A 22097-nucleotide genomic window follows, 5' to 3' on the forward strand; every position below is an offset into this window, starting at 1 on the left:
AAACTCCTCTAGAAAATGCTCACGCGCACCAGCAATTGCATGGCGAGCAACCCCAATACAAAACCTATGCCACCGTAGACGATGGTCTGGAGCAACCTGTTGGTGCGCTTCTGCTCGGCCAGCAGCTCGAGCAGTTCGCGCCGGTTGTCGGCGGGGCGATTCTCCAGGAAATCGTGCAGGAGCCGCGGCAATTGCGGCAGCAACTTGGCGTAGCGCGGCGCCTCGGCCTTCAGTTGCTGCAGGAGCTTCTTCGGGCCGATCTGGTCGACCATCCACTTCTCGAGGAAGGGCTTGGCCGTGGCCCACAGGTCGAGTTCGGGGTCGATGTTGCGGCCCAGGCCCTCGATATTGAGCAGCGTCTTCTGCAGCAGCACGAGCTGCGGCTGGATCTCGACGTGGAAGCGGCGCGAGGTCTGGAACAGCCGCATCAGCACCATGCCGAGCGAGATCTCCTTCAGCGGCCGGTCGAAGTAAGGCTCGCACACGGTGCGGATCGCCGCCTCGAGTTCGTCGATGCGCGTGCCCACCGGCACCCACCCGCTCTCGAGGTGCAGTTCGGCCACGCGCTTGTAGTCGCGCCGGAAGAAGGCCACGAAGTTCTGTGCAAGGTATTCCTTGTCCGACTCGGTCAGCGTGCCGATGATCCCGAAATCCAGCGAGATGTAGCGCCCGAAGGATTCGGGCTCCAGGCTCACCTGGATGTTGCCGGGGTGCATGTCGGCGTGGAAGAAGCCGTCGCGAAACACCTGCGTGAAGAAGATGGTGACGCCATCGCGCGCCAGCTTCGGGATGTCGACACCGGCTGCGCGCAGGCGGTCCATCTGCGCGATGGGCACGCCTTTCATGCGCTCCATCACGATGACCTCGGGATGGCAGAAGTCCCAGAACATCTCGGGAATCAGCACCAGGTCGAGCGCGGCCATGTTGCGGCGCAACTGGGCCGCGTTGGCGGCCTCGCGCACCAGGTCGAGCTCGTCATGCAGGTACTTGTCGAACTCGCCGACCACCTCGCGCGGTTTCAGGCGCTTGCCGTCGGCCGAGAGGCCTTCGATCCAGCCGGCCATCATGGCCATGAGCGCCAGATCCTTCTCGATCACGCCGCGCATGTTCGGACGCAGCACCTTCACCGCCACCTCGCGCACATCGCCCTGGCTGGTGCGGATGGTGGCGAAGTGGACCTGCGCGATCGACGCGCTGGCGATGGGTGTTTCGTCGAACTGGATGAACACGTCGCCCACCGGGCGACGGAACGCGCGCTCGATGGTGGCGATCGCCACGGCCGATGGGAACGGCGGCACACGGTCCTGCAGGTAGGCCAGTTCGTCGGCGATGTCGGGCGGCAGCAGGTCGCGCCGGGTCGACAGCACCTGTCCGAACTTCACGAAGATGGGACCGAGCCGTTCGAGCGCCTCGCGCAGCCGCTGGCCGCGCGGCGCATCGAGGTTGCGCCCGAAGGACACGACGCGCGCCACCACGCGCAGCCAGGGCTTCTGGAAGCTCGTGAGCACGAGCTCATCGAGGCCGTAGCGCAGCGCGACCCAGACGATGAACAGGCCGCGATAGAAGCGCCTCATTCCAGCGTGCCCGTCGAACCGCCGGCCTTGCTGGCCGTGCGGTCACCGACGAACTGGCGCAGCGCGCCCACCACCCGGCGCACGGCATTGCCCAGCGTATGCGCGGGCACATCGCCGATCACGCGAGCGAGGTCGTCCTCGATGTCCCATCGCACATGGTCGACGAGCCAATTGACTTCGGCGGCCAACTGCACGTCGCCGATGATCTGCACAGAAGGCTTGTCGCCGCGCAGCGTGGCGCGAGCGATGTCGAAGGGCGAATCCTCGGTGACAGTGAGCGTGAGTTCGGGCACCGAGCCGGCAGGGGCCAGGTCGAGCAGACCGGCCGGCGTGGCCACCAGCTCCATCGTGACGAACCGCCACTGGAAGCGCACCACCCTGCCCTGCTGGCGCAGCAGCCGCTGCTGGGCCTCGGGCTCCTGCTGCAGCACATGGTTCAGGAACAGCACCGCGCGGTGCTGGATCTCGTGGACGGCCCAGTCCGGCGGCTGGAGGCGCTCGCCGATGCGGTTGAAGAGGTCGCCGAGAAAAGAAAATGGGGACGATGGTGTGGCCATGTCCCCATTATCCCGTCTGTGCCACAGCCCCGCGAGGGCTGTGTTCCGGCTTTTTACTGCAGCGCCTGCACGCCTGCCACCAGCCAGCCACCGTTGCCGCTGGTCGGCTTGGTCATGTTCCACACTTCGCGGAACGGACCCGGGCCCGTCGAGGCGTCTTCGCGGATCATGCCGGAGAACTCCACGCTGGCCATGTAGGCGTCAGGAAGCTCCTCGATCCCGAGCAGCTTGGCGTCGAGCATCACGACCTCGGTTTTGTTCGAGGCACCGCCCGTGTGGCTGGCGCGGTCTGCCAGTTGCACGCGGATCTCGTCGATCATGCTGTCGGTCATCATCGAACGAAGCGTCGACACGTCGGCGCGGTCCCATGCGTCCTGCAGCGTCACGAAGTTGCGCTTCGCAGCGCCGAGGAAACCGTCGACATCGAAGCCCGCAGGAATACCCCAGGACTGCGAACCGCCGAGCGCCGAACCGATCATGCTGCCGCCGGCCGCGGCACCCGCTGCAGAGAGGCTGCTGCCGTGCGGCACGTCGCTCGAAGGCGAGGCATCGAATGCCGCGTTGTTGCGCTCCCACGGACGTGCCGATGCATCGTTGCCCACGTTCGCGGGGCTGTACTGCGCCGGAGCGCTGGGGTTGCCCGGACCGGCACCCTGGAAGGCAAAGCCGCCCTGGCGGTTGCCGGCAGGTTGCGAGCGCGACTTGATCATGCGCCACACCACCACGGCAGCAAGCACCAGCAGGCCGATCAACAGGATGTTGCCGAAGCCGGCACCGAGGCCCAGCGAATGCGCGAGCCATGCGAGGCCGAGGCCGGCGGCCAGGCCGCCGAGCATCGCGCCCCACGGACGCTTCGGTGCAGCGGCAGCAGGTGCGGGCGTTGCCGGCTTGGCAGCTGCGGCGTTGGTCGCGTTCTGCTGCGCAGGTGCGCCGGGCGCTGCAGGCGGCGTCGCCTGGCGTTGCGTCACGTTGGACGACTGGCGGCCGAACGACTTGCCGCCGCCCATGCGCGCTGCTTCGGCCTGGACACTCACCAGCACCAATGCAGCCGCCAGAAACAAAGAACCCAAACTCTTCATGTCGTCTCCTCTCGAGCGAAAGATTCGCGTCATCAACACTTGATTCCAACATGGAGGGCGGCAATTCCCCCAGTCATGTTGTGATAGTCCACATGTCCGAAGCCGCCTTCTTTCATGAGGGTCTTGAGCTCCTCCTGCGAGGGATGCATCCGGATCGATTCGGCCAGGTAGCGATAGCTAGCGTCGTCGCCGGCCACGAGCTTGCCCAGTCGCGGCAGCACGTTGAAGGAGTACCAGTCGTAGGCTTTGGCCAGCGGCTTGGCAACCTTCGAGAACTCGAGCACGAGCAGCTTGCCGCGCGGCTTGATGACGCGGTTCATCTCCTTGAGGGCGGCGTCCTTGTGCGTCATGTTGCGCAGGCCGAAGGCCACCGTGACAACGTCGAAGTGGTTGTCGGGAAAGGGCAGCTTCTCAGCGTCGCAGACCATGGTGGGCAGCACCACGCCGGCGTCGAGCAGGCGATCGCGGCCGGTGCGCAGCATGGCCTCGTTGATGTCGGTGTGAACCACCTGGCCGGTGGCGCCGACCTTCTTCGCGAAGGCCAGGGCGAGGTCGCCGGTGCCGCCTGCGATGTCGAGGACGCGCGAGCCTTCGCCCACGTTCGCGACCATGACGGTGTACGCCTTCCAGGCGCGGTGCAGGCCGGCCGACATCAGGTCGTTCATGATGTCGTAGCGCGATGCGACCGAATCGAAGACACCGCGAACGCGGCGGGCCTTCTCGCTTTCGTCGACTGTTTCGAAGCCGAAGTGTGTGGTACTCATGCGACCGATGTTAGGCCGGAAGCCTTCACATCAAGCCGACGACCCCGCGCGTACGGCGGGCATTTGTTGCTTTTTCCGTCCCGCCCTTCCTGGGCGTAGGGCTATCTTTTCGATAGCAACGCCCGGAGCTCGGACGCTTGCACGACGCCTCAATGACTGCCGCAGGCGTGGCCGTTCTTGTCGATCATCGGCGCGTCGCGATCGACGCCGGCGTCGGCCAGACGCTGCTCGTAGGCTGCCCACAGCTCGGCCTGTTTGGCGCCGAGCTCATAGAGCAGGTCCCACGAATAGATGCCGGTGTTGTGACCGTCGCTGAAGGTCGGCTGCACGGCGTAGTTGCCGACGGCCTCGAGGTCGACGAGCTCCACGTCGCGCTTGCCCGTCTGCAGGACCTCCTGGCCGGGGCCGTGCCCCTGCACTTCGGCCGAGGGCGAGCAGATGCGCATCAGCTCGAAAGGAATGCGGAAAGTCGCGCCGTCCGAGAAACCTACCTCGAGCACGCGCGACTGCCCGTGCACGGTGATCGACTGCGGCGTCGGTGCGCCCGGTTTCAAGCCTGCCATCAGAAGCTCCTGTTGCCCAAGTGCTCGATCATCGCAGCCTCGGCGGCGGGCAACCGCGCGGCGATATCCGCCTCGTGTGCGGCATTGCGATCGCGTTGCGCAGTCGCCCACACGGCGCCAGGGAAGTGGCTGTCTTCGGCGAATCGCGCGATCACGTGCCAGTGCAGGTGCGCCACCATGTTGCCGAGCGCGGCGAGGTTGATCTTGGCTGGCTTCAGATGCTCGCGAAGGCACCGCTCCACCACGACCACGGCCTCCATGCAGAGCGCGCGGTCCGCTGCATCGAGGTCGGAGAACTCGGCCGCATGGTCGCGCCACACCACGCGATAGAAGCCCGGGAAACCCGCCTCCTGGGCATGGATGACGCGCAGCTTCGCGCCTTCGAACACGAGGCGCCCGCCCGGCCCCTCGCACAGCACGCAGCCCTGCACTGCCGTCACACCAGCACCCGCTCGATCCCGCCCTGGTTGGCAGCCGCGACGTAGGCAGGCATCCAGTCCTTGCCGAGGATCTTGTTGGCCATCTCGACGACGATGTAGTCGGCTTCGAGCAGGCCGTTGTTCAGGTCGTTGCCGTAGCGCGAGAGGCCCTGCAGGCAGCTCGGGCAGCTCGTGAGGATCTTCACGTTGTCGCTCTCGCCGACCTTGCCGGCCTCGCGCAGCGCCGCTTCACCCTTCTTCAGCTCTTCTTCCTTGCGGAATCGGATCTGCGTGGAGATGTCCGGCCGCGACACACCCAGCGTGCCCGACTCGCCGCAGCAGCGGTCGTTCTTGAGCACGTTGTCGCCCACCAGCGCCTTCACCGTCTTCATCGGATCCTGCTGCTTCATCGGCGAATGGCAGGGGTCGTGGTACAGGTAGCCGCCACCGCCCGCATCGGCCAGGGTGATGCCCTTCTCGAGCAGGTATTCGTGGATGTCGATGATCCGGCAGCCCGGGAAGATCTTGTCGAACTGGTAGCCCTGCAGCTGGTCGTAGCAGGTGCCGCAGCTCACCACCACGGTCTTGATGTCGAGGTAGTTCAGCGTGTTGGCCACGCGGTGGAAGAGCACGCGGTTGTCCGTGATCATCTTCTCGGCCTTGTCGAACTGCCCGCTGCCGCGCTGCGGATAGCCGCAGCACAGGTAACCCGGCGGCAGCACGGTCTGCACGCCCGCATGCCAGAGCATGGCCTGCGTGGCGAGCCCCACCTGCGAGAACAGGCGCTCCGAGCCGCACCCCGGGAAGTAGAAGACCGCTTCGGTCTCCGACGTGGTCGCCTTCGGGTTGCGGATGATCGGCACGTAGTCGGCGTCTTCGATGTCGAGCAGTGCACGCGCGGTCTGCTTTGGCAGGTTGCCCGGCATCTTCTTGTTGATGAAGTGGATCACCTGTTCCTTGACCGGCGCCGCGCCGAGCGACGCCGGCGGTGCCGATGTCTGCTTCTTCGCGAGACCGCGCAGCAGGTCGTTGGCCAGGCGCTGCGCCTTGAAGCCCACGCCCACCATGCCCGCGCGCACCGTCTTGATGGTTTGCGGGCTGGTGGCGTTGAGGAAGAACATGGCGGCCGCATTGCCGGGACGGAAGCTCTTCTGGCCCATCTTGCGCAGCAGGTTGCGCATGTTCATCGACACGTCGCCGAAGTCGATCTTCACCGGGCACGGCGTGAGGCACTTGTGGCACACGGTGCAATGGTCGGCCACGTCCTCGAACTCTTCCCAGTGCTTGATGCTCACGCCGCGGCGCGTCTGCTCCTCGTAGAGGAAGGCCTCCACCAGCAGCGAGGTCGCAAGGATCTTGTTGCGCGGGCTGTACAGCAGGTTGGCTCGCGGCACGTGCGTGGCGCACACCGGCTTGCACTTGCCGCAGCGCAGGCAGTCCTTCACGCTGTCGGCAATCGCGCCGATGTCGCTCTGCTGCATGATGAGCGACTCGTGCCCCATCAGGCCGAAGCTCGGCGTGTAGGCGTTGGTCAGGTCGGCATGCAGCGTCTCGGCCTGGCCGGCCGGCGCACGCAGCAGCTTGCCCTTGTTGAAGCGCCCTTCCGGATCGACCTTGGCCTTGTACTCGGTGAAGGGGCGCAGTTCCTCGTCGCTCAGGAACTCGAGCTTGGTGATGCCGATGCCGTGCTCGCCCGAGATCACGCCGTCGAGGCTGCGCGCCAGCGCCATGATGCGCACCACCGCGGCATGCGCGGTCTGCAGCATGTCGTAGTTGTCGCTGTTGACGGGGATGTTGGTGTGCACGTTGCCGTCGCCCGCGTGCATGTGCAGCGCGACCCACACGCGGCCCTTGAGCACGCGCTTGTGGATGGCCGTGCATTCGGCCAGGATCGGCGCGAACTCGGCGCCCGCGAAGATGGCCTGCAGCGGCTGGCGCAACTGGGTCTTCCAGCTCGCGCGCAGGCTGTGGTCCTGCAGCTGCGGGAAGAGCGTGTCGACGTTCTGCAGCCAGCCGGCCCACAGCGCGCGCACGTCCTGCACCAGCGCCACGGCCTGCGCCACGCGGTCTTCCAGCAGCTCGGCCGCAGGAATCTCGTGCGCGTCGTCGGTCTTGCCCAGCGGCAGGTTGCCGCGCACGAGGAAGGCCTCGAGCTCGTCGGTAAGCGCGAGCTTGTTCTGCAGCGACAGCTCGATGTTGATGCGCTCGATGCCGTCGCTGTACTCGGCCATGCGCGGCAGCGGGATCACGACGTCTTCGTTGATCTTGAAGGCGTTCGTGTGCTTGCTGATGGCGGCCGTGCGCTTGCGGTCGAGCCAGAACTTCTTGCGCGCCTCGGGGCTGATGGCAATGAAGCCTTCGCCGCTGCGCGAGTTGGCGATGCGCACCACTTCGGAAGTGACGCGCGCCACGTCGTCGGCGTCGTCGCCGGCGATGTCGCCGAACAGCACCATCTTCGGCAGCCCGCCATGCTTCTTCGACTTGGTGGCGTAGCCCACCGCCTTCAGGTAGCGGTCGTCGAGGTGCTCGAGGCCGGCCAGCAGCACGCCCGAGCGCTTCTGCTCGGCGAACATGAAGTCCTTGATCTCGACGATGCTGGGCACTGCATCCTTCGCGTTGCCGAAGAATTCCAGGCACACGGTGCGGGTGTGCGACGGCATCTTGTGCACCACCCAGCGGCAGCTGGTGATCAGACCGTCGCAGCCCTCTTTCTGGATGCCCGGCAGGCCCGAGAGGAACTTGTCGGTCACGTCCTTGCCGAGGCCCTCCTTGCGGAAAGTGCGGCCCGGGATGTCGAGGCGCTCGGTGCGCAGTTTCGTCCTGCCGTCGGCGGCGTAGTACTGCAGCTCGAACACGGCGCTCTCGGCGTCGTGGATTTTGCCGAGGTTGTGGCCGACGCGCGTCACCTCGAGCCATTCGGCCTGCGGCGTCACCATGCGCCACGAGGCGAGGTTGTCGAGCGCCGTGCCCCACAGCACGGCCTTCTTGCCGCCCGCGTTCATGGCGACGTTGCCGCCGACGCAGGAGGCTTCGGCCGAGGTCGGGTCGACCGCGAAGACGAAGCCCGCGCGCTCGGCCGCGTCGGCCACGCGCTGCGTGACCACGCCGGCTTCGGTCCAGATCGTGGGCACCTGGGCGTCGAGCCCGGGCAGCGCGACGTGCTCGACCTCGGTCATCGCTTCGAGCTTCTCGGTGTTGATGACCACGCTCTTCCAGGTCAGCGGGATCGCGCCGCCGGTGTAGCCGGTGCCGCCTCCGCGTGGAATGATGGTCAGGCCGAGCTCGATGCAGCCCTTCACCAGGAGCGCCATCTCGGCTTCGGTGTCGGGGCACAGCACGACGAACGGGTATTCGACGCGCCAGTCGGTGGCATCGGTCACGTGCGACACGCGCGAAAGGCCGTCGAACTTGATGTTGTCCTTGGCGGTGAGCCGGCGCAGCACCCGGGTGGCCTTGCGGCGCAGGGCGGCGACTTCGCGGAAGGTGGTGTCGAAGGCGGCCACCGCATCGCCCACCAGCGCGGTGAGTTCGCCCACGAGCTGGTCGCGCGGCAGGTCGTTGTCGGGGGTGCGGCGCTTCTGGACTTCGGCCAGGCGATGCCTCAGCGCATCGACGAGTTGCCCGCGGCGGCGCGGGTTGTCGAGCAGGTCGTCGACCAGGTACGGGTTGCGCTGGACCACCCAGATGTCGCCCAGCACCTCGTAGAGCATGCGCGCCGACCGGCCGGTGCGGCGCTCGGCGCGCAGGGTCTGCAGCAGTTGCCAGCCCCGTTCGCCCAGCAGGCGAATCACGATCTCGCGATCGGAGAAGCTGGTGTAGTTGTACGGGATCTCGCGCAGTCGGACAGGCTCTGCGGCCTGTGCCAACAGCGTGTTCAACGCGGTCGGAGCATTCATCGGGTGGGGCGCCTCGGCCGGGCGCTGCGCGCCCATAGCCGGGCTGGGGATTTTAGGCCAGCCCTCGGGGTCTTGCCTCGTGGCGGTTACCGCGGCTTGTGCTAGGCGCGGCAACCGGGGGCATCCCCGCCCCCATGCGAACTCAGAACAGGACGCGGCTGCGGATCGTGCCGGCGACCTTCGCCAGCTTTTCCAGTGCCAGGTCGGACGAGGCGGCGTCGACGTCCATCACCACGTAGCCGATCTTCTCGTTCGTCTGCAGGAACTGCGAAGAGATGTTGATGTGGTTGTCCGAGAAGATCTTGTTGATCTCCGACAGCACGCCCGGCACGTTGCGGTGGACGTGCAGCAGGCGGTGCTTGCCCGGGTGCGCCGGCAGCGCCACCTCGGGGAAGTTGACCGACGAGGTCGAGGTGCCGTTGTCGCTGTACTTCACCAGCTTCTCGGCCACTTCGAGACCGATGTTGGCCTGCGCCTCCATGGTCGAGCCGCCGATGTGCGGCGTGAGGATGACGTTGTCGAGCCCGCGCAGGGGCGACAGGAACTCGTCCTTGTTGCTGCGCGGCTCCACCGGGAAGACGTCGATGGCGGCACCCAGCAGCTTGCGCGCCTTGAGCGCCTCAGCCAGCGGCTCGATCTCGACCACCGTGCCGCGAGAGGCATTGATGAGGATCGCGCCGGGCTTCATCGCCGCGATCTCGGCCGCGCCGATCATCCATTGCGTGGCCTGCGTCTCGGGCACGTGCAGGGTCACGATGTCGCTCTGCGCCAGCAGCTGGTGCAGGTCGCGCACCTGGCGCGCGTTGCCCAGCGGCAGCTTGGTGACCACGTCGTAGAAAGCCACCTGCATGCCCAGCGCCTCGGCGAGCACCGAGAGCTGCGCGCCGATCGAGCCGTAGCCCACGATGCCCAGCGTCTTGCCACGGATCTCGTACGCGTTGTCGGCCGACTTGAGCCAGCCGCCGCGGTGCGCCACCGCGCTCTTCTCCGGCACGCCGCGCAGCAGCAGGATGGCCTCGGCCAGCACCAGCTCGGCCACCGAGCGGGTATTGGAATAGGGAGCGTTGAACACGGCCACGCCGTGTTCGCGGGCGGCCTCCAGGTCGACCTGGTTGGTGCCGATGCAGAAGCAGCCGGCGGCCACCAGCTTGTGGGCAGCGGCGAACACCTCGGCCGTGAGCTGGGTGCGCGAGCGGATGCCCAGGAAATGCACGTCGGCGATCTTCGCCTTCAGTTCTGCGTCGGGCAATGCGCCCGGCAGCGACTCGATGTTGGTGTAGCCGGCGGCGCGCAGCACCTCCACGGCCGATGGGTGGATGCCTTCGAGCAAGAGGAACTTGATCCTGCTTTTGTCGAGGGAGGTTTTGCTGCTCATGGCGGTCTCGCGAAAGCCCCGGCCATGGCGACAAGCTAGGCCAAAAAAGGGAGGGCGATGCTAGCATGGTGCGGCGCAACAAGCTGGTTCTCCATGCGTGCGCGCCACTACGGCCAAGGGGGTTTACCCGGGTTTCGTGGGCTGTGGACTCCGTGCGACAAACGCCGCAGAACCGTCACGTATGTAACCTAACATCGCCGGTTTACTTTTTCTCTACAGGAGTCCTATGCGCATCAAGACGCTTGCCATCGCCTCGGCGCTGGCCACATTGCTGGCCGCGCCAGCCATTGCACAAGCCCAGACCGAGATCCAGTGGTGGCACTCGATGGACGGCGCACTGAACGACTGGGTCAACGACCTCGCCAAGCAGTTCAACGAGAGCCAGAAGGAATACAAGGTCGTGCCGACCTACAAGGGCGAGTACGACCAGTCGATGGCCGCCGGCATCGCCGCCTTCCGCTCGGGCAACGCGCCCGACATCCTGCAGGTGTTCGAAGTGGGCACCGCCACCATGATGTATTCCAAGGGCGCCATCAAGCCCGTGGCCGACGTCATGAAGGAAGGCGGCCAGAAGTTCGACCCGAAGGCCTACATCCCCGCCGTGGCCGGCTACTACACGGCGCCCAACGGCCAGATGCTGTCGTTCCCGTTCAACAGCTCGACCACGGTGTTCTATTACAACAAGGACGCTTTCAAGAACGCCGGCCTCGACCCCGAAAAGGCGCCCGCCACCTGGCCCGAAGTGGTTTCGGCCGCTGCCAAGCTGAAGGCCAGCGGCAACCAGTGCCCGTTCACCACGTCATGGATGAGCTGGGCCCAGCTCGAGAGCTTCTCGGCCTGGCACAACACCTCGTACGCGACCAAGAACAACGGTTTCGGCGGCCTCGATGCACGCCTAGAGTTCAACTCGCCGCTGCACGTGCGCCACTTCGAGAACCTGGCCAACATGTCCAAGCAGGGCCTGTTCGTCTACAAGGGCCGCGCCAGCAAGCCGATCACCTCGTTCACCTCGGGTGAATGCGCGATGTTCATCGGTTCGTCGGGCAGCTACGCCAGCGTGAAGCGCGACGCCAAGTTCAAGTTCGCGGAATCGGCACTGCCGTACTACCCGGACGTGCAGGGCGCGCCGCAGAACACGATCGTCGGCGGCGCCAGCCTGTGGGTGATGTCGGGCAAGCCCGCCGCCAACTACAAGGGCGTGGCCGCGTTCTTCACCTTCCTGTCGAGCCCGAAGGTGCAGTCGGACAGCCACATGCGCACCGGCTATCTGCCGATCACCACGGCTGCCTATGAGCTGACAGAGAAGACCGGCTTCTACAAGGAAAACCCGGGCACCGACGTGGCCGTGAACCAGATGATCAAGAAGACCACCGACAAGTCGCGTGGCGTGCGCCTGGGCAACCTGCCCCAGATCCGCGCCATCGAAGACGAGGAAACCGAACTGATCTGGACCGGCAAGAAGACCCCGAAGGAAGCGCTCGACAGCGCCGTAAAGCGCGGAAACGAACTTTTGGTGAAATTCCAGTCCGCAAACAAGTAAGCTCTGCACCCGGACCGGCGCGAACGAATGTTCGTTTCGGTTCGTTTATCCTCCGATAGCCAGGCTGCCGCCGTGCAGTGCTGGCTGTTTGCTTATTTAGTGTGTCCGTGACCTGAACGCTCCTCACCCATGGAAAAACGCGTCCTCTTCCGTTCGAGCTGGCTGCCCTGGGCGCTTCTCGCGCCGCAGCTGATCATCGTCGGCGTCTTCTTCTTCTGGCCGGCCGGCCAGGCGCTGGTGCAATCCCTGCAGCAGCAGGACGCGTTCGGCAACTCGGTGACCTGGGTCGGCCTGGACAACTTCAAGGCGCTGTGGGACGACAGCACCTACATGGCCTCGTTCCACACCACCATCATCTTCTCGGTGCTGGTGACGGTGCTGGGCCTGAGCATCGCGCTGGTGCTGGCGGTGTTCGCAGACCGCGTGGTGCGCGGCTCGCGCTTCTACCGCAGCGTGCTGATCCTGCCGTACGCCGTGGCGCCGGTGGTCACCGGCCTGCTGTGGTCTTTCATGTTCTCCTCGTCCATCGGCATCGTGGCCTACTGGCTCAAGAAGATGGGCTTCAGCTGGAACCACCTGCTCAACGGCAACGACGCCATGGCGCTGGTCGTGATGGCCGCCGTCTGGAAGCAGATTTCGTACAACTTCCTGTTCTTCCTGGCGGGCCTGCAGTCGATCCCGAAGTCGCTGATCGAGGCCGCCGCCATCGACGGCGCGCGCCCGATGCGACGCTTCTGGACCATCCAGTTCCCGCTGCTCACGCCCACCACCTTCTTCCTGCTGGTGATCAACATGGTGTACGCCTTCTTCGACACCTTCGCGATCATCGACGCCACCACCCAGGGCGGCCCCGGCAAGGACACCGCCACGCTGGTCTACCGCGTGTACTTCGACGGCTTCCGCGGCATGGACTTCGGCGGTGCCGCGGCCCAGTCGGTGGTGCTCATGGCCATCGTCATCGGGCTGACGGTGCTGCAGTTCCGATACGTCGAGAAGAAGGTCCAGTACTGATGGCCACCCCGATGCAACTCCTTCCCACTCCCATTCCCTCCACGGAGGCCCGTCATGGTTGAGCGCCGGCCTTCCCTCGGCATCCTCGCGCACGCCATCATGATCTTCGGCGTGCTGCTGGTGGTGTTCCCCATCTACCTGGCCTTCGTCGCATCGACGCACACGCCGCAGGAAATCATGCAGGCGCCGATGCCGATCCTGCCCGGCGGCAACTTCTGGGAAAGCTACAAGGCCGCGCTGACCGGCGGCGGCCACACCAGCACCAACGTTTCCGTGGCGCGCATGATCTGGGTGAGCACGGTGATCACGTTCATCATCACCTTCGGCAAGATCAGCATCTCGCTGCTGTCGGCCTTCGCGGTGGTGTACTTCCGCTTCCCGCTGCGCAGCCTGTGCTTCTGGCTGATCTTCATCACGCTGATGCTGCCGGTGGAAGTGCGCATCGGCCCGACCTACCAGGTGGTGGCCAGCCTCGGCATGATCAACACCTTCGCCGGGCTCTCGGTGCCGCTGATCGCCTCGGCCACCGCCACCTTCCTGTTCCGCCAGTTCTTCCTGACCGTGCCCGACGAGCTGGTGGAAGCCGCGCGCGTGGACGGCGCGGGCGCGATGCGCTTCTTCAAGGACATCCTGCTGCCGCTGTCGAAGACCAGCATCGCGGCGCTGTTCGTGATCCAGTTCATCTACGGCTGGAACCAGTACCTGTGGCCGCTGATCGCCGCCACCAGCGAGAACATGTACCCGATCGTGGTCGGCATCAAGGCGATGACCGGCAACGGCGAATCGCCGGTCGACTGGAACGTGGTGATGGCCACGGCCGTGCTGGCCATGCTGCCGCCCGCCGTGGTGGTGGTTCTCATGCAGAAATGGTTCGTCAAGGGCCTGGTCGACACCGACAAATAAAACGCTGAACGAAAAATGGCTGCTCTTTCCCTACGCAACGTCATCAAGCGCTACGGCCACGGGCCGAAAGCCAACCAGGTCATCCACGGCGTGAGCGCCGAGATCTCCGACCACGAATTCATCGTCATCGTCGGCCCGTCGGGCTGCGGCAAGTCGACGCTGCTGCGCATGGTGGCCGGCCTCGAGGAAATCTCGGCCGGCGAGATCCGCATCGGCGACCGCGTGGTGAACAACCTCGAACCCTCCGAGCGCGATATCGCGATGGTGTTCCAGAACTACGCGCTCTATCCGCACATGACCGTGTTCGCGAACATGGCCTATGGCCTGAAGATCCTCAAGGTGCCGGCGCCCGAGATCAAGGCGCGCGTCGACAAGGCCGCCAAGATCCTCGAACTCGGCCACCTGCTCGAGCGCAAGCCGCGCGAGCTCTCCGGCGGCCAGCGCCAGCGCGTGGCCATGGGCCGCGCCATCGTGCGCCAGCCGCAGGTGTTCCTGTTCGACGAGCCGCTGTCGAACCTCGACGCCAAGCTGCGCGCGCAGACGCGCCTCGAGATCCAGAAGCTGCACCGCGAACTGGGCATCACCTCGCTGTTCGTCACGCACGACCAGGTCGAGGCCATGACGCTGGCGCAGCGCATCATCGTGATGAACGGCGGCGTGATGGACCAGTTCGCCACGCCGGAAGAGGTCTACAACCGCCCCGCGACCACCTTCGTGGCCAGCTTCATCGGCTCGCCGCCGATGAACCTGCTCAGGCACGCGCCGGGCGTGCGTCCGGGCCAGATCCTGGGCATCCGCCCCGAGCACATGAAGCTCGACGAGAGCGGCTGGACGGTACAGGTCGAGCAGGTCGAACTGCTGGGCGCGGAGCGCCTGGTGTACGGCCGGATCGGCGACGAGCAGATCATCATGCGCACCGACGAAGGCGACCATCCGCCAGTGGCCGGCGACACGGTGAAGATCGCCGCGCGCGAGGACAAGCTGCACTGGTTCGACGCCGGTTCCGGCAAGAGAGCCGACTGACACTCGCCCCCAGGCTGCGCGCACTTCGTATCGCGTCGCCAGCCCGCTGCCCGGGGGCGGCACCGGCGGCCCGGCAAGGCCGGTTTCGCAGGCCCCCACGACGAAGCCGGGCCCCACTCAAGGAATGATCATGAATCCCTGGCCCTACCCCCGCTGGGTCGCTCACCGCGGCGCCGGCAAGCTGGCGCCCGAGAACACGCTGGCCGCCTTCAAGCTGGGTGCCGCGCACGGCTACCGCATGTTCGAGTGCGACGCGAAACTCAGCGCCGACGGCGTGCCCTTCCTGATGCACGACGCCAGGCTCGACCGCACCACCAGCGGCCGCGGCATCGGCGGCGAACAGCCATGGAGCGCGCTGGCGCAGCTCGATGCGGGCAGCTGGCATTCGCGCAGCCATGCGGGCGAGCCGCTGCCCACGCTGGAAAACATCGCGCGCTTCTGCCTGGCCAACGGCTACCTGCTGAACATCGAGATCAAGCCCACGCCGGGCGTCGAGCGCGAGACCGGCGAAGCGGTGGCCCGCGAGGCCGCGCGCCTGTGGCAGGGCGCGGCCGTGCCGCCGCTGCTCACGTCGTTCCAGGTCGCCTCGCTCGAAGGCGCGCACGCCGTGCAGCCCGACCTGCCGTGCGGCCTGCTGCTCGACAAGCTGTGGGACGGTTGGCTCGAGGCCGCGAAGCGGCTCGGCTGTGTCGCCATCGTGTGCAACCACGCGCTGTGGGACGCCGCCACCGTGGCGCTGGCGCACGACGCCGGCATGCGTGCGCTGAGCTACACAGTGAACGACGACTGGGCCGCGCAGCGCCTGATCGACCTGGGCACCGACGGCATCATCACCGACCGGGTCGACCTGTTCAGCCCGGCCGGCTGAAGCGCAGCAGCCTCACGGGCCGGGGTGCACGCTTCTTACAGGCGCTTACGCCATGGCCGCTTCTATGATGCGGCCATGAATCGGACCTCTCGCCTGGCAGGCCTCGGCCTCGCCATCCTGCTGGCCCTGTCGCTGTGCGGCGCCGCGCTGGCACAGCCCGATGCCAGCATGAACGCCGGCATCGGCAACCCCAACAACAGCGCCAATACCGCCACGGCGTCGGCACCGGCGCCCACGGTCGCCGAGCTGCGCGCACAGTTCAACAAGATCGCCGCCAGCGCAGGCACCGGCGCGAACGCCGACGAAGACCCTCGCAGGCAGCTCGGGCAGATCAACGACATCGGCGCGCAGGCAGACAAGTTCGTCGCCGCGCGCACCGGCGAGCTGGCCGACCTCAACGCCCGGCTCGGCGAGCTCGGCAATCCGCCCGCCGCCGGCACCACCGAAGACCCCGACATCACGCGGCAGCGCGCGAGCCTGACCAAGGAGCGCAACGCGCTCGATGCCGATATCCGGCTCGCCAAGCTGCTGTCGATCGACGTCCGCCAGCGCGGCGCCGACCTCGTGACGCAGCGTCGAGCGCTGTTCGAGGCGCAGCTCACCGAGCGCGCCCCCTCCCCGTTGAGCGAAGCCTTCTGGAACGACCTGCAGGAAGCGTGGCCCGACGACCTCGAACGGCTGCAGGCCATGGTGACGGCACTGGGCGACGGCTTCGACCAGGCGCTGGCGAGCGCGTCGCGCACACCGGTGATCGCCGCGCTGATCGGCGCGTTGCTGCTGGCCTTCGCCGGCGTCTGGGGCGCCGAACGCCTGCTGGCGCGCCTGGCCATGCGCGTGCTGCCGGCCGGGCGGCTGCGCCGCTCGCTGCTGGTGATCGCCATCGTCGCAACCCACGTGCTGCTGGTGGCCGTGGCCGCGCACGGCTTCGTGGAAGTGCTCAAGACCTACGCCACCTGGGACTCGCAGGCACGCAAGGCGCTGCAGTCGGCCGCGCAGGCGCTGACCTTCATGGCTTTCGTCATCGGCCTGGGCCGCGCGCTGCTGGCCACCGCGCGGCCATCGTGGCGGCTGCCGCCCATCCCCGACGCCACGGCCAGCAAGCTCGCCGTGCTGCCGTGGCTGGTGGCGCTGGTCGCGGCGCTGGCCTGGACGCCGGCGGAGATCAACGCGCTCGTCGACGCCAGCTTCGCGGCCGTGGTGGCCACGCACGTGCTCACGGCGCTGGTGCTCACGGCGCTGGTGGGCACCGTGATCTACCGGCTCAAGGCGCTGCGCGCCGACGCTCCGGAGGCCGGCCTGCCCGAGCGGCCGATGTGGGTCGGCCTGCTGGTCGCGCTGATCGGCATGCTGATGATCGCGATCTGGGTGCTGGTGGGGCTGGGCTACGTGGCGCTCGGCAGCTTCCTCGCGTCGCAGCTGACCTGGAGCGGCATCGTGGCCGCGGCCTTCTACGTGCTGTTCAAGTTCGCGGACGACGTGTTCATGGCCACCGTGGCGTCGCGCAGCGCCTTCGGCCAGAAGCTGCAGAAGAGCTTCGGGCTCGCGCCGCAGACGCTGGACCAGTCGGCCACGGTGCTGTCGGGCATCAGCCGCGTGGCGCTGTTCGTCTACATGCTGATCGCGCTCGCCGCGCCGCTCGGCACCACGCCGGGCGAGGTGTTCCAGCGCAGCGGCAAGCTCGGCACGGGCGTGAAGGTGGGCGAGTTCCAGCTGGTGCCGGGCGCGATCCTGAGCGCGATCGCGGTGGCGGTCGTCGGCTTCATCGTGCTGCGCGTGTTCAAACGGTGGCTGACGCGCAGCTACCTGCCGAACACGCAGTTCGAGCCGGGCATGCAGAGCTCGATCACCACATTGCTGGGTTATGTGGGCGGCATCCTCGTGATCGCCTTTTCGCTGTCGGCACTGGGCATCGGCATCGAGCGCATCGCGTGGGTCGCGAGCGCGCTGTCGGTGGGCATCGGCTTCGGCCTGCAGGCGATCGTGCAGAACTTCATCTCGGGGCTGATATTGCTCGCCGAGCAGCCGGTGAAGGTCGGCGACTGGGTGGTGCTGGGCACGGCCGAGGGCGACGTGCGGCGCATCAACGTGCGCGCCACCGAGATCCAGCTGGGCGACCGTTCCACGCTGATCGTCCCGAATTCCGAGTTCATCACCAAGACCGTGCGCAACATGACGCTGGCCAACGCCGAAGGCCGCGTGCTGATCCGCCTGCCGATGCCGCTGACCACCGACGCGCAGCGCGTGCGCGAGCTGATCCTGGGCGCCTGCAAGGCGCACGAAGGCGTGCTGGAGACGCCGGCGCCGTCGCTCACGCTCGAAGGCATCGAGAACGGGCTGCTGATCTTCCAGGCCATTGCCTACGTGCCGAGCCCCCGCCTGGCGGGCGGCGTGCGCAGCGACCTGCTGTTCGTGATCCTCGACGAGCTGAAGAAGGCCTCGCTGCCGCTGGCGGTGCCCACGATGGTGATGGCAGCCTCCACCGCGCCGGAGCCTCTCGCCACGCCGATCGTGCCTTCGTCGCCCGCATCGCCGATTCCGGGCGTGCAGAGCTGAGCGCGGCCCGCGGGCCTACTCCAGCGGCGGGGCCGTGGTGAACTTGACCTCGTTGAGGCACACGCTCGAACGCACCGCCGACACACCGGGCATGTGCATCAGCGTGTGCATGAGGAACTGCGAGAGCGACTCCAGGTCGTGCGCGACCACCTTGAGGACGTAGTCGAAATCGCCGGTGACCGAATAGCACTCCAGGATCTGCTTCATGTCGGCGATCAGGTCCTGGAACTTGGGCAGCTCGTCGACATGGCCGCGCGCCATGGTCACGTGGATGAAGGCCGTCACGCCAAGCCCGATGCGCCGTGCATTCAGCCGCGCCGCGTAGCCGTGGATCAGGCCCAGCTCCTCCAGGCGCCGGTGGCGCCGCAGGCATTGCGCTGGCGAGAGATTGGCCACGTCGGCAAGCTCCAGGTTCGACACCCGGCCGTTCACCTGCAGGTGCTCGAGGATCTTGCGGTCGATCCGGTCCAAGGCGATGTCATGCAATTTTCTCTCCTGATGCACCAAAGTAATGCAATCTTATGGCGCAAAGCGGGGTAAGCCCGGGCCTTTCATGCACCTTAATTGTGCAAAGTACGATCTAGACTTCGAGCGCCCTGGAGCCGCGTGCCGCGATCCAGGGCCGCTGAATCCTTCGCCGCCAGCCTTCATCGGCGGCTTCAGACGCATTCCATTCCCTACCTCCGGAGATCCCTTTTCGTGAAAAACGCTTTGCTTCGCACTTCCCTCAACGCAGCCACCCTGGCCTTCGGCATGCTGGCGACCACTGCGTCCTTCGCGGCGGACACCAAGTCGGTGGCCGTGACGGCCATCGTCGAGCATCCGGCGCTGGACGCGGTGCGCGACGGCGTGAAGGCGGAACTGAAGGCCGCCGGCTACGAAGAAGGCAAGAACCTCAAGTTCACCTACCAGAGCGCGCAAGGCAATGTCGGCACGGCCGCCCAGATCGCGCGCAAGTACGTGGGCGACCAGCCCGATGCGATCGTCGCCATTGCCACGCCGTCGGCGCAGGCCGTGGTGGCGGCCACCAAGACGATTCCGGTGGTCTATTCGGCCATCACCGACCCGGTGGCCGCCAGGCTGGTGAAGAACTGGGAAGCGTCCGGCACCAACGTCACGGGTGTGTCGGACCTGTCGCCGCTCGAGAAGCACATTGCGCTCATCAAGCAGGTGGTGCCCGCCGCCAAGCGCGTCGGCGTGATCTACAGCCCGGGCGAAGCCAACTCGGTGGCCATCGTGGCCTCGCTGAAGAAGGCCGCTGCCGACGCGGGCATGACGGTGGTCGAGGCCGCCGCCGCCCGCACGGTGGACGTGCCGACCGCCGCCCAGAGCCTGGTCGGCAAGGCCGACGTGATCTACACGCCCACCGACAACAACGTGGTCTCGGCTTTCGAGGGCATCGTGAAAGTGGCGCAACAGGCCAAGCTCCCGGTGGTGGCGGCCGACACGGCCACCGTGGAACGCGGCGCGGTGGCCGCCCTGGGCCTGAACTACAGCGACATCGGCCGCCAGACCGGCAAGATCGTGGTGCGCATCCTGAAGGGCGAGAAGCCCGGCGCCATCGCCTCGCAGACCAGCACCAACTTCGAGCTGGTGGTGAACCCGGGCGCAGCCAAGCTGCAGGGCGTGACGCTGTCGGAAGAACTGCTGAAGACCGCCAAGGTCGTGAACACCAAGTAAGTCCCGCGCTCATCGCCCCCGACGGGCCGTCCTGCGGGCGGCCCGTCCTTTCGTCTTCGCCGGGAGCTTCTTCCTCATGTCCCTCATCGCCTCGCTGGGCGCCATCGAGATCGGTCTGATATTCGGACTGGTCGCGCTGGGCGTCTTCATGTCGTTCCGCATCATCAATTTTCCCGACCTCACGGTGGACGGCAGCTTTCCGCTCGGCGCCGCCGTGGCCGCGACGCTGATCGTCGCCGGCTGGAACCCGGTGGCCGCCACCGCGGTGGCCTGCGTGGCCGGCGCCATCTCGGGCTGGGTCACGGCCTGGCTCAACGTGAAGCTGAAGATCATGCAGCTGCTCGCGAGCATCCTGGTGATGATCGCGCTGTACTCCATCAACCTGCGCGTGATGGGCAAGCCCAACGTGGCGCTCATCACCGAGCCCACGGTGTTCAGCATGGCCAGCTTCGGCGGCATGCCCGAGCAGTGGGCCAAGCCGCTGCTGCTGCTGCTCGTCGTGATCGCCGCGAAGATCGTGGTCGACATGTTCTTCGCCTCGGAAGCCGGCCTGGCGATGCGCGCCACGGGCGGCAACGCGCGCATGGCGCGGGCCCAGGGCATTTCCACCGACTTCCACACCATGGCGGGCCTGGCGCTGTCGAACGCGCTGGTGGCGCTGGCCGGCGCACTGTTCGCGCAGAGCCAGGGCACGGCCGACATCTCGATGGGCGTCGGCACCATCGTGATTGGCCTGGCCGCGGTGATCATCGGCGAAACCCTGCTGCCCGCGCGCAGCATGGTGATCACCACGCTGGCGTGCATCCTGGGCGCGCTGCTGTACCGCTTCTTCATCGCCATGGCGCTGAACACCGACTTCATGGGTCTCCAGGCGCAGGACCTGAACCTGGTGACCGCCGTGCTGGTGGCCTGCGCACTGCTGGTGCCGGCCTACAAGCGCAAGCTGGGCGGGCTTTTCAAGGGGAAGAACTGATGCTGCGCGCCCAACAACTCGAGATGACCTTCAACCCGGGCACGCCGATCGAGAACCGCGTGCTGCGCGGCCTGAGCCTGGAGATTCCCACCGGCCAGTTCGTCACCGTGATCGGCTCGAACGGCGCGGGCAAGTCGACCTTCCTCAATGCGGTGAGCGGCGACCTGATCGTCGACAAGGGCCGCATCGAGATCGACGGCAAGGAAGTGACGCGCATGAACGCCTGGCAGCGCTCGGGCATGGTGGCCCGCGTGTTCCAGGACCCGATGGCGGGCACCTGCGAGGCGCTGACCATCGAGGAGAACATGGCGCTGGCCTGGAAGCGCGGCGAGCGCCGGGCCTTCGGCTTTGCGCTCAACCGCGGCCTGCGCGAGCTGTTCCGAGAGAAGCTGTCGATCCTGAAACTGGGGCTCGAGAACCGGCTGGCCGATCGCATCGGCCTGCTGTCGGGCGGCCAGCGCCAGGCGGTGAGCCTGCTGATGGCATCGCTGAAGCCGTCGCGCATCCTGCTGCTGGACGAGCACACCGCGGCACTCGATCCGAAGACCGCGGCCTTCGTGCTGGAGCTGACGGCCAAGATCGTCGAGGCCGGCCAGCTCACCGCGATGATGGTGACGCACAGCATGCGCCAGGCGCTGGACTATGGTTCGCGCACGGTGATGCTGCACGAGGGCCAGGTGATCCTCGACGTGGCCGGGCCGCAGCGCGCGGGGCTGGACGTGCCCGACCTGCTGCGCATGTTCGAGCAGACGCGCGGCGAGAAGCTCGACGACGACAAGCTGCTGCTGGCCTGATGACGCAGCCGGACGCCATGGCCGTGCGCGCCATGCGCGCAGACGATCTCGACGCCGTGCTGGCGGTGCAGCTCGCCTGCTACGGCGCGGGGTTCGTGGAGGACGGCGGGCTGATCGCGCGGCGCCTCGCGGCCGCGCCGCACACCGGCTGGGTAGTGGAATACAAGGGCCGCGTGCAGGCCTACCTGGTGGGCTATCCGTCGACGGTGGGCAAGCTCACGCCCTTGCACGGCGAGTTCGAGGTGGCTGCCGAAGCCGATTCGCTGTATCTGCATGACCTGGCCGTGCACCCCGATGCCTCGGGGCTCGGCCTCGGGCCGCGGCTGGTTCGCCATGCCTGGGCATACGCGGCAGGCGCCGGCTGGCTGCATTCCACGCTGGTGTCGGTGCAATCATCGGTCGGGTTCTGGGAACGCCAGGGTTATGCGCCGGCGCAGCCCGCGAATGCCGGCCAGCAGGCCCGGCTCGCCACGTACCCGGGCGACTCGGTCTACATGAGCCGCCGGCTGGGCTGAGTCGCTTTCA

19 protein-coding genes are annotated in these 22097 nt (G+C 66.8%); 10 read left to right on the plus strand and 9 right to left on the minus strand.

The window, feature by feature from the left end; genetic code table 11:
* Positions 1–8: 8 nt before the first annotated feature.
* The 8 genes from ubiB to serA form a co-directional block, all read right to left on the minus strand.
* Positions 9–1574 (minus strand): ubiquinone biosynthesis regulatory protein kinase UbiB, encoded by a 1566-nt coding sequence (gene ubiB / locus AACL56_RS22955; RefSeq protein WP_339092100.1) that lies wholly within the window; start codon positions 1572–1574, stop codon positions 9–11.
* On the minus strand, positions 1571–2131 hold the full coding sequence (locus tag AACL56_RS22960) for a ubiquinone biosynthesis accessory factor UbiJ (protein ID WP_339092101.1): 561 nt from the start codon (positions 2129–2131) through the stop codon (positions 1571–1573). The genes ubiB and AACL56_RS22960 overlap by 4 nt, the downstream gene beginning before the upstream one ends.
* Positions 2132–2184: 53 nt before the next feature.
* A complete protein-coding gene (locus tag AACL56_RS22965) occupies positions 2185–3210 on the minus strand; it encodes a Tim44 domain-containing protein (protein ID WP_339092102.1) in 1026 nt (341 codons plus the stop codon).
* 32 nt (positions 3211–3242) lie between these two features.
* On the minus strand, positions 3243–3974 hold the full coding sequence (gene ubiE, locus AACL56_RS22970) for a bifunctional demethylmenaquinone methyltransferase/2-methoxy-6-polyprenyl-1,4-benzoquinol methylase UbiE (RefSeq protein WP_339092103.1): 732 nt from the start codon (positions 3972–3974) through the stop codon (positions 3243–3245).
* 149 nt (positions 3975–4123) lie between these two features.
* Positions 4124–4537, minus strand: a complete 414-nt coding sequence (locus AACL56_RS22975; protein WP_339092104.1) for a DUF971 domain-containing protein — start codon at positions 4535–4537, stop codon at positions 4124–4126.
* Positions 4537–4977 (minus strand): HIT family protein, encoded by a 441-nt coding sequence (locus AACL56_RS22980; protein WP_339092105.1) that lies wholly within the window; start codon positions 4975–4977, stop codon positions 4537–4539. The genes AACL56_RS22975 and AACL56_RS22980 overlap by 1 nt, the downstream gene beginning before the upstream one ends.
* Positions 4974–8852: an FAD/FMN-binding oxidoreductase gene (locus AACL56_RS22985; RefSeq protein WP_339092106.1), complete on the minus strand. Its 3879-nt coding sequence runs from the start codon at positions 8850–8852 to the stop codon at positions 4974–4976. The genes AACL56_RS22980 and AACL56_RS22985 overlap by 4 nt, the downstream gene beginning before the upstream one ends.
* A gap of 142 nt (positions 8853–8994) precedes the next feature.
* Positions 8995–10227 (minus strand): phosphoglycerate dehydrogenase, encoded by a 1233-nt coding sequence (gene serA / locus AACL56_RS22990; RefSeq protein ID WP_339092107.1) that lies wholly within the window; start codon positions 10225–10227, stop codon positions 8995–8997.
* Between the two features lie 226 nt (positions 10228–10453).
* Between serA and ugpB the strand changes: the two genes are divergently transcribed.
* From ugpB to AACL56_RS23020, 6 genes are all read left to right on the plus strand, one after another.
* On the plus strand, positions 10454–11767 hold the full coding sequence (gene ugpB, locus AACL56_RS22995) for a sn-glycerol-3-phosphate ABC transporter substrate-binding protein UgpB (RefSeq protein WP_339092108.1): 1314 nt from the start codon (positions 10454–10456) through the stop codon (positions 11765–11767).
* A 129-nt stretch (positions 11768–11896) separates the two neighbouring features.
* Complete coding sequence (gene ugpA, locus AACL56_RS23000; RefSeq protein WP_339092109.1) at positions 11897–12778, plus strand: sn-glycerol-3-phosphate ABC transporter permease UgpA; 882 nt, start codon at positions 11897–11899, stop codon at positions 12776–12778.
* 54 nt (positions 12779–12832) lie between these two features.
* Positions 12833–13681 carry a sn-glycerol-3-phosphate ABC transporter permease UgpE gene (ugpE, locus tag AACL56_RS23005; RefSeq protein ID WP_339092110.1) on the plus strand — a complete coding sequence of 283 codons (849 nt, stop codon included), beginning with the start codon at positions 12833–12835 and terminating at the stop codon, positions 13679–13681.
* 15 nt (positions 13682–13696) lie between these two features.
* Positions 13697–14704 carry a sn-glycerol-3-phosphate ABC transporter ATP-binding protein UgpC gene (gene ugpC, locus AACL56_RS23010; RefSeq protein ID WP_339092111.1) on the plus strand — a complete coding sequence of 336 codons (1008 nt, stop codon included), beginning with the start codon at positions 13697–13699 and terminating at the stop codon, positions 14702–14704.
* Between the two features lie 124 nt (positions 14705–14828).
* Positions 14829–15572 (plus strand): glycerophosphodiester phosphodiesterase, encoded by a 744-nt coding sequence (gene ugpQ / locus AACL56_RS23015; protein ID WP_339092112.1) that lies wholly within the window; start codon positions 14829–14831, stop codon positions 15570–15572.
* A gap of 75 nt (positions 15573–15647) precedes the next feature.
* Positions 15648–18125, plus strand: coding sequence for a DUF3772 domain-containing protein (locus tag AACL56_RS23020; protein WP_339092113.1), 2478 nt, complete (start codon positions 15648–15650; stop codon positions 18123–18125).
* A gap of 15 nt (positions 18126–18140) precedes the next feature.
* On the opposite strand, the gene AACL56_RS23025 is transcribed toward AACL56_RS23020, so the two are convergent.
* Complete coding sequence (locus AACL56_RS23025) at positions 18141–18611, minus strand: Lrp/AsnC family transcriptional regulator (protein ID WP_339092114.1); 471 nt, start codon at positions 18609–18611, stop codon at positions 18141–18143.
* 267 nt (positions 18612–18878) lie between these two features.
* On the opposite strand from AACL56_RS23025, the gene AACL56_RS23030 reads away from it, so the two are divergent.
* The 4 genes from AACL56_RS23030 (at position 18879) to AACL56_RS23045 (ending at position 22087) form a co-directional block, all read left to right on the plus strand.
* Entirely contained in the window at positions 18879–19805 is a 927-nt protein-coding gene (locus AACL56_RS23030; RefSeq protein WP_339092926.1) for an ABC transporter substrate-binding protein, read from the plus strand.
* 76 nt (positions 19806–19881) lie between these two features.
* Positions 19882–20778: an ABC transporter permease gene (locus AACL56_RS23035; RefSeq protein ID WP_339092115.1), complete on the plus strand. Its 897-nt coding sequence runs from the start codon at positions 19882–19884 to the stop codon at positions 20776–20778.
* Entirely contained in the window at positions 20778–21572 is a 795-nt protein-coding gene (locus AACL56_RS23040; RefSeq protein ID WP_339092116.1) for an ABC transporter ATP-binding protein, read from the plus strand. Before AACL56_RS23035 ends, AACL56_RS23040 begins: the two co-directional genes overlap by 1 nt.
* The gene (locus tag AACL56_RS23045; protein ID WP_339092117.1) at positions 21572–22087 is read left to right on the plus strand and encodes a GNAT family N-acetyltransferase; all 516 of its coding nucleotides are present in this window, start codon (positions 21572–21574) and stop codon (positions 22085–22087) included. Before AACL56_RS23040 ends, AACL56_RS23045 begins: the two co-directional genes overlap by 1 nt.
* Positions 22088–22097: the final 10 nt, after the last annotated feature.

Origin of the sequence: Variovorax paradoxus (assembly GCF_902712855.1) — a bacterium.
Lineage (GTDB): Bacteria > Pseudomonadota > Gammaproteobacteria > Burkholderiales > Burkholderiaceae_C > Variovorax > Variovorax paradoxus_Q.

Bases quoted from the DNA above. Each gene is read 5' to 3' on its own strand.
- ubiB (WP_339092100.1), bottom strand. From the start codon at position 1,574: ATGAGGCGCTTCTATCGCGGCCTGTTCATCGTCTGGGTCGCGCTGCGC.
- AACL56_RS22960 (WP_339092101.1), bottom strand. From the start codon at position 2,131: ATGGCCACACCATCGTCCCCATTTTCTTTTCTCGGCGACCTCTTCAAC.
- AACL56_RS22965 (WP_339092102.1), bottom strand. From the start codon at position 3,210: ATGAAGAGTTTGGGTTCTTTGTTTCTGGCGGCTGCATTGGTGCTGGTG.
- ubiE (WP_339092103.1), bottom strand. From the start codon at position 3,974: ATGAGTACCACACACTTCGGCTTCGAAACAGTCGACGAAAGCGAGAAG.
- AACL56_RS22975 (WP_339092104.1), bottom strand. From the start codon at position 4,537: ATGGCAGGCTTGAAACCGGGCGCACCGACGCCGCAGTCGATCACCGTG.
- AACL56_RS22985 (WP_339092106.1), bottom strand. From the start codon at position 8,852: ATGAATGCTCCGACCGCGTTGAACACGCTGTTGGCACAGGCCGCAGAG.
- serA (WP_339092107.1), bottom strand. From the start codon at position 10,227: ATGAGCAGCAAAACCTCCCTCGACAAAAGCAGGATCAAGTTCCTCTTG.
- ugpB (WP_339092108.1), top strand. From the start codon at position 10,454: ATGCGCATCAAGACGCTTGCCATCGCCTCGGCGCTGGCCACATTGCTG.
- ugpA (WP_339092109.1), top strand. From the start codon at position 11,897: ATGGAAAAACGCGTCCTCTTCCGTTCGAGCTGGCTGCCCTGGGCGCTT.
- ugpE (WP_339092110.1), top strand. From the start codon at position 12,833: ATGGTTGAGCGCCGGCCTTCCCTCGGCATCCTCGCGCACGCCATCATG.
- ugpC (WP_339092111.1), top strand. From the start codon at position 13,697: ATGGCTGCTCTTTCCCTACGCAACGTCATCAAGCGCTACGGCCACGGG.
- ugpQ (WP_339092112.1), top strand. From the start codon at position 14,829: ATGATCATGAATCCCTGGCCCTACCCCCGCTGGGTCGCTCACCGCGGC.
- AACL56_RS23020 (WP_339092113.1), top strand. From the start codon at position 15,648: ATGAATCGGACCTCTCGCCTGGCAGGCCTCGGCCTCGCCATCCTGCTG.
- AACL56_RS23030 (WP_339092926.1), top strand. From the start codon at position 18,879: ATGCTGGCGACCACTGCGTCCTTCGCGGCGGACACCAAGTCGGTGGCC.
- AACL56_RS23035 (WP_339092115.1), top strand. From the start codon at position 19,882: ATGTCCCTCATCGCCTCGCTGGGCGCCATCGAGATCGGTCTGATATTC.
- AACL56_RS23040 (WP_339092116.1), top strand. From the start codon at position 20,778: ATGCTGCGCGCCCAACAACTCGAGATGACCTTCAACCCGGGCACGCCG.
- AACL56_RS23045 (WP_339092117.1), top strand. From the start codon at position 21,572: ATGACGCAGCCGGACGCCATGGCCGTGCGCGCCATGCGCGCAGACGAT.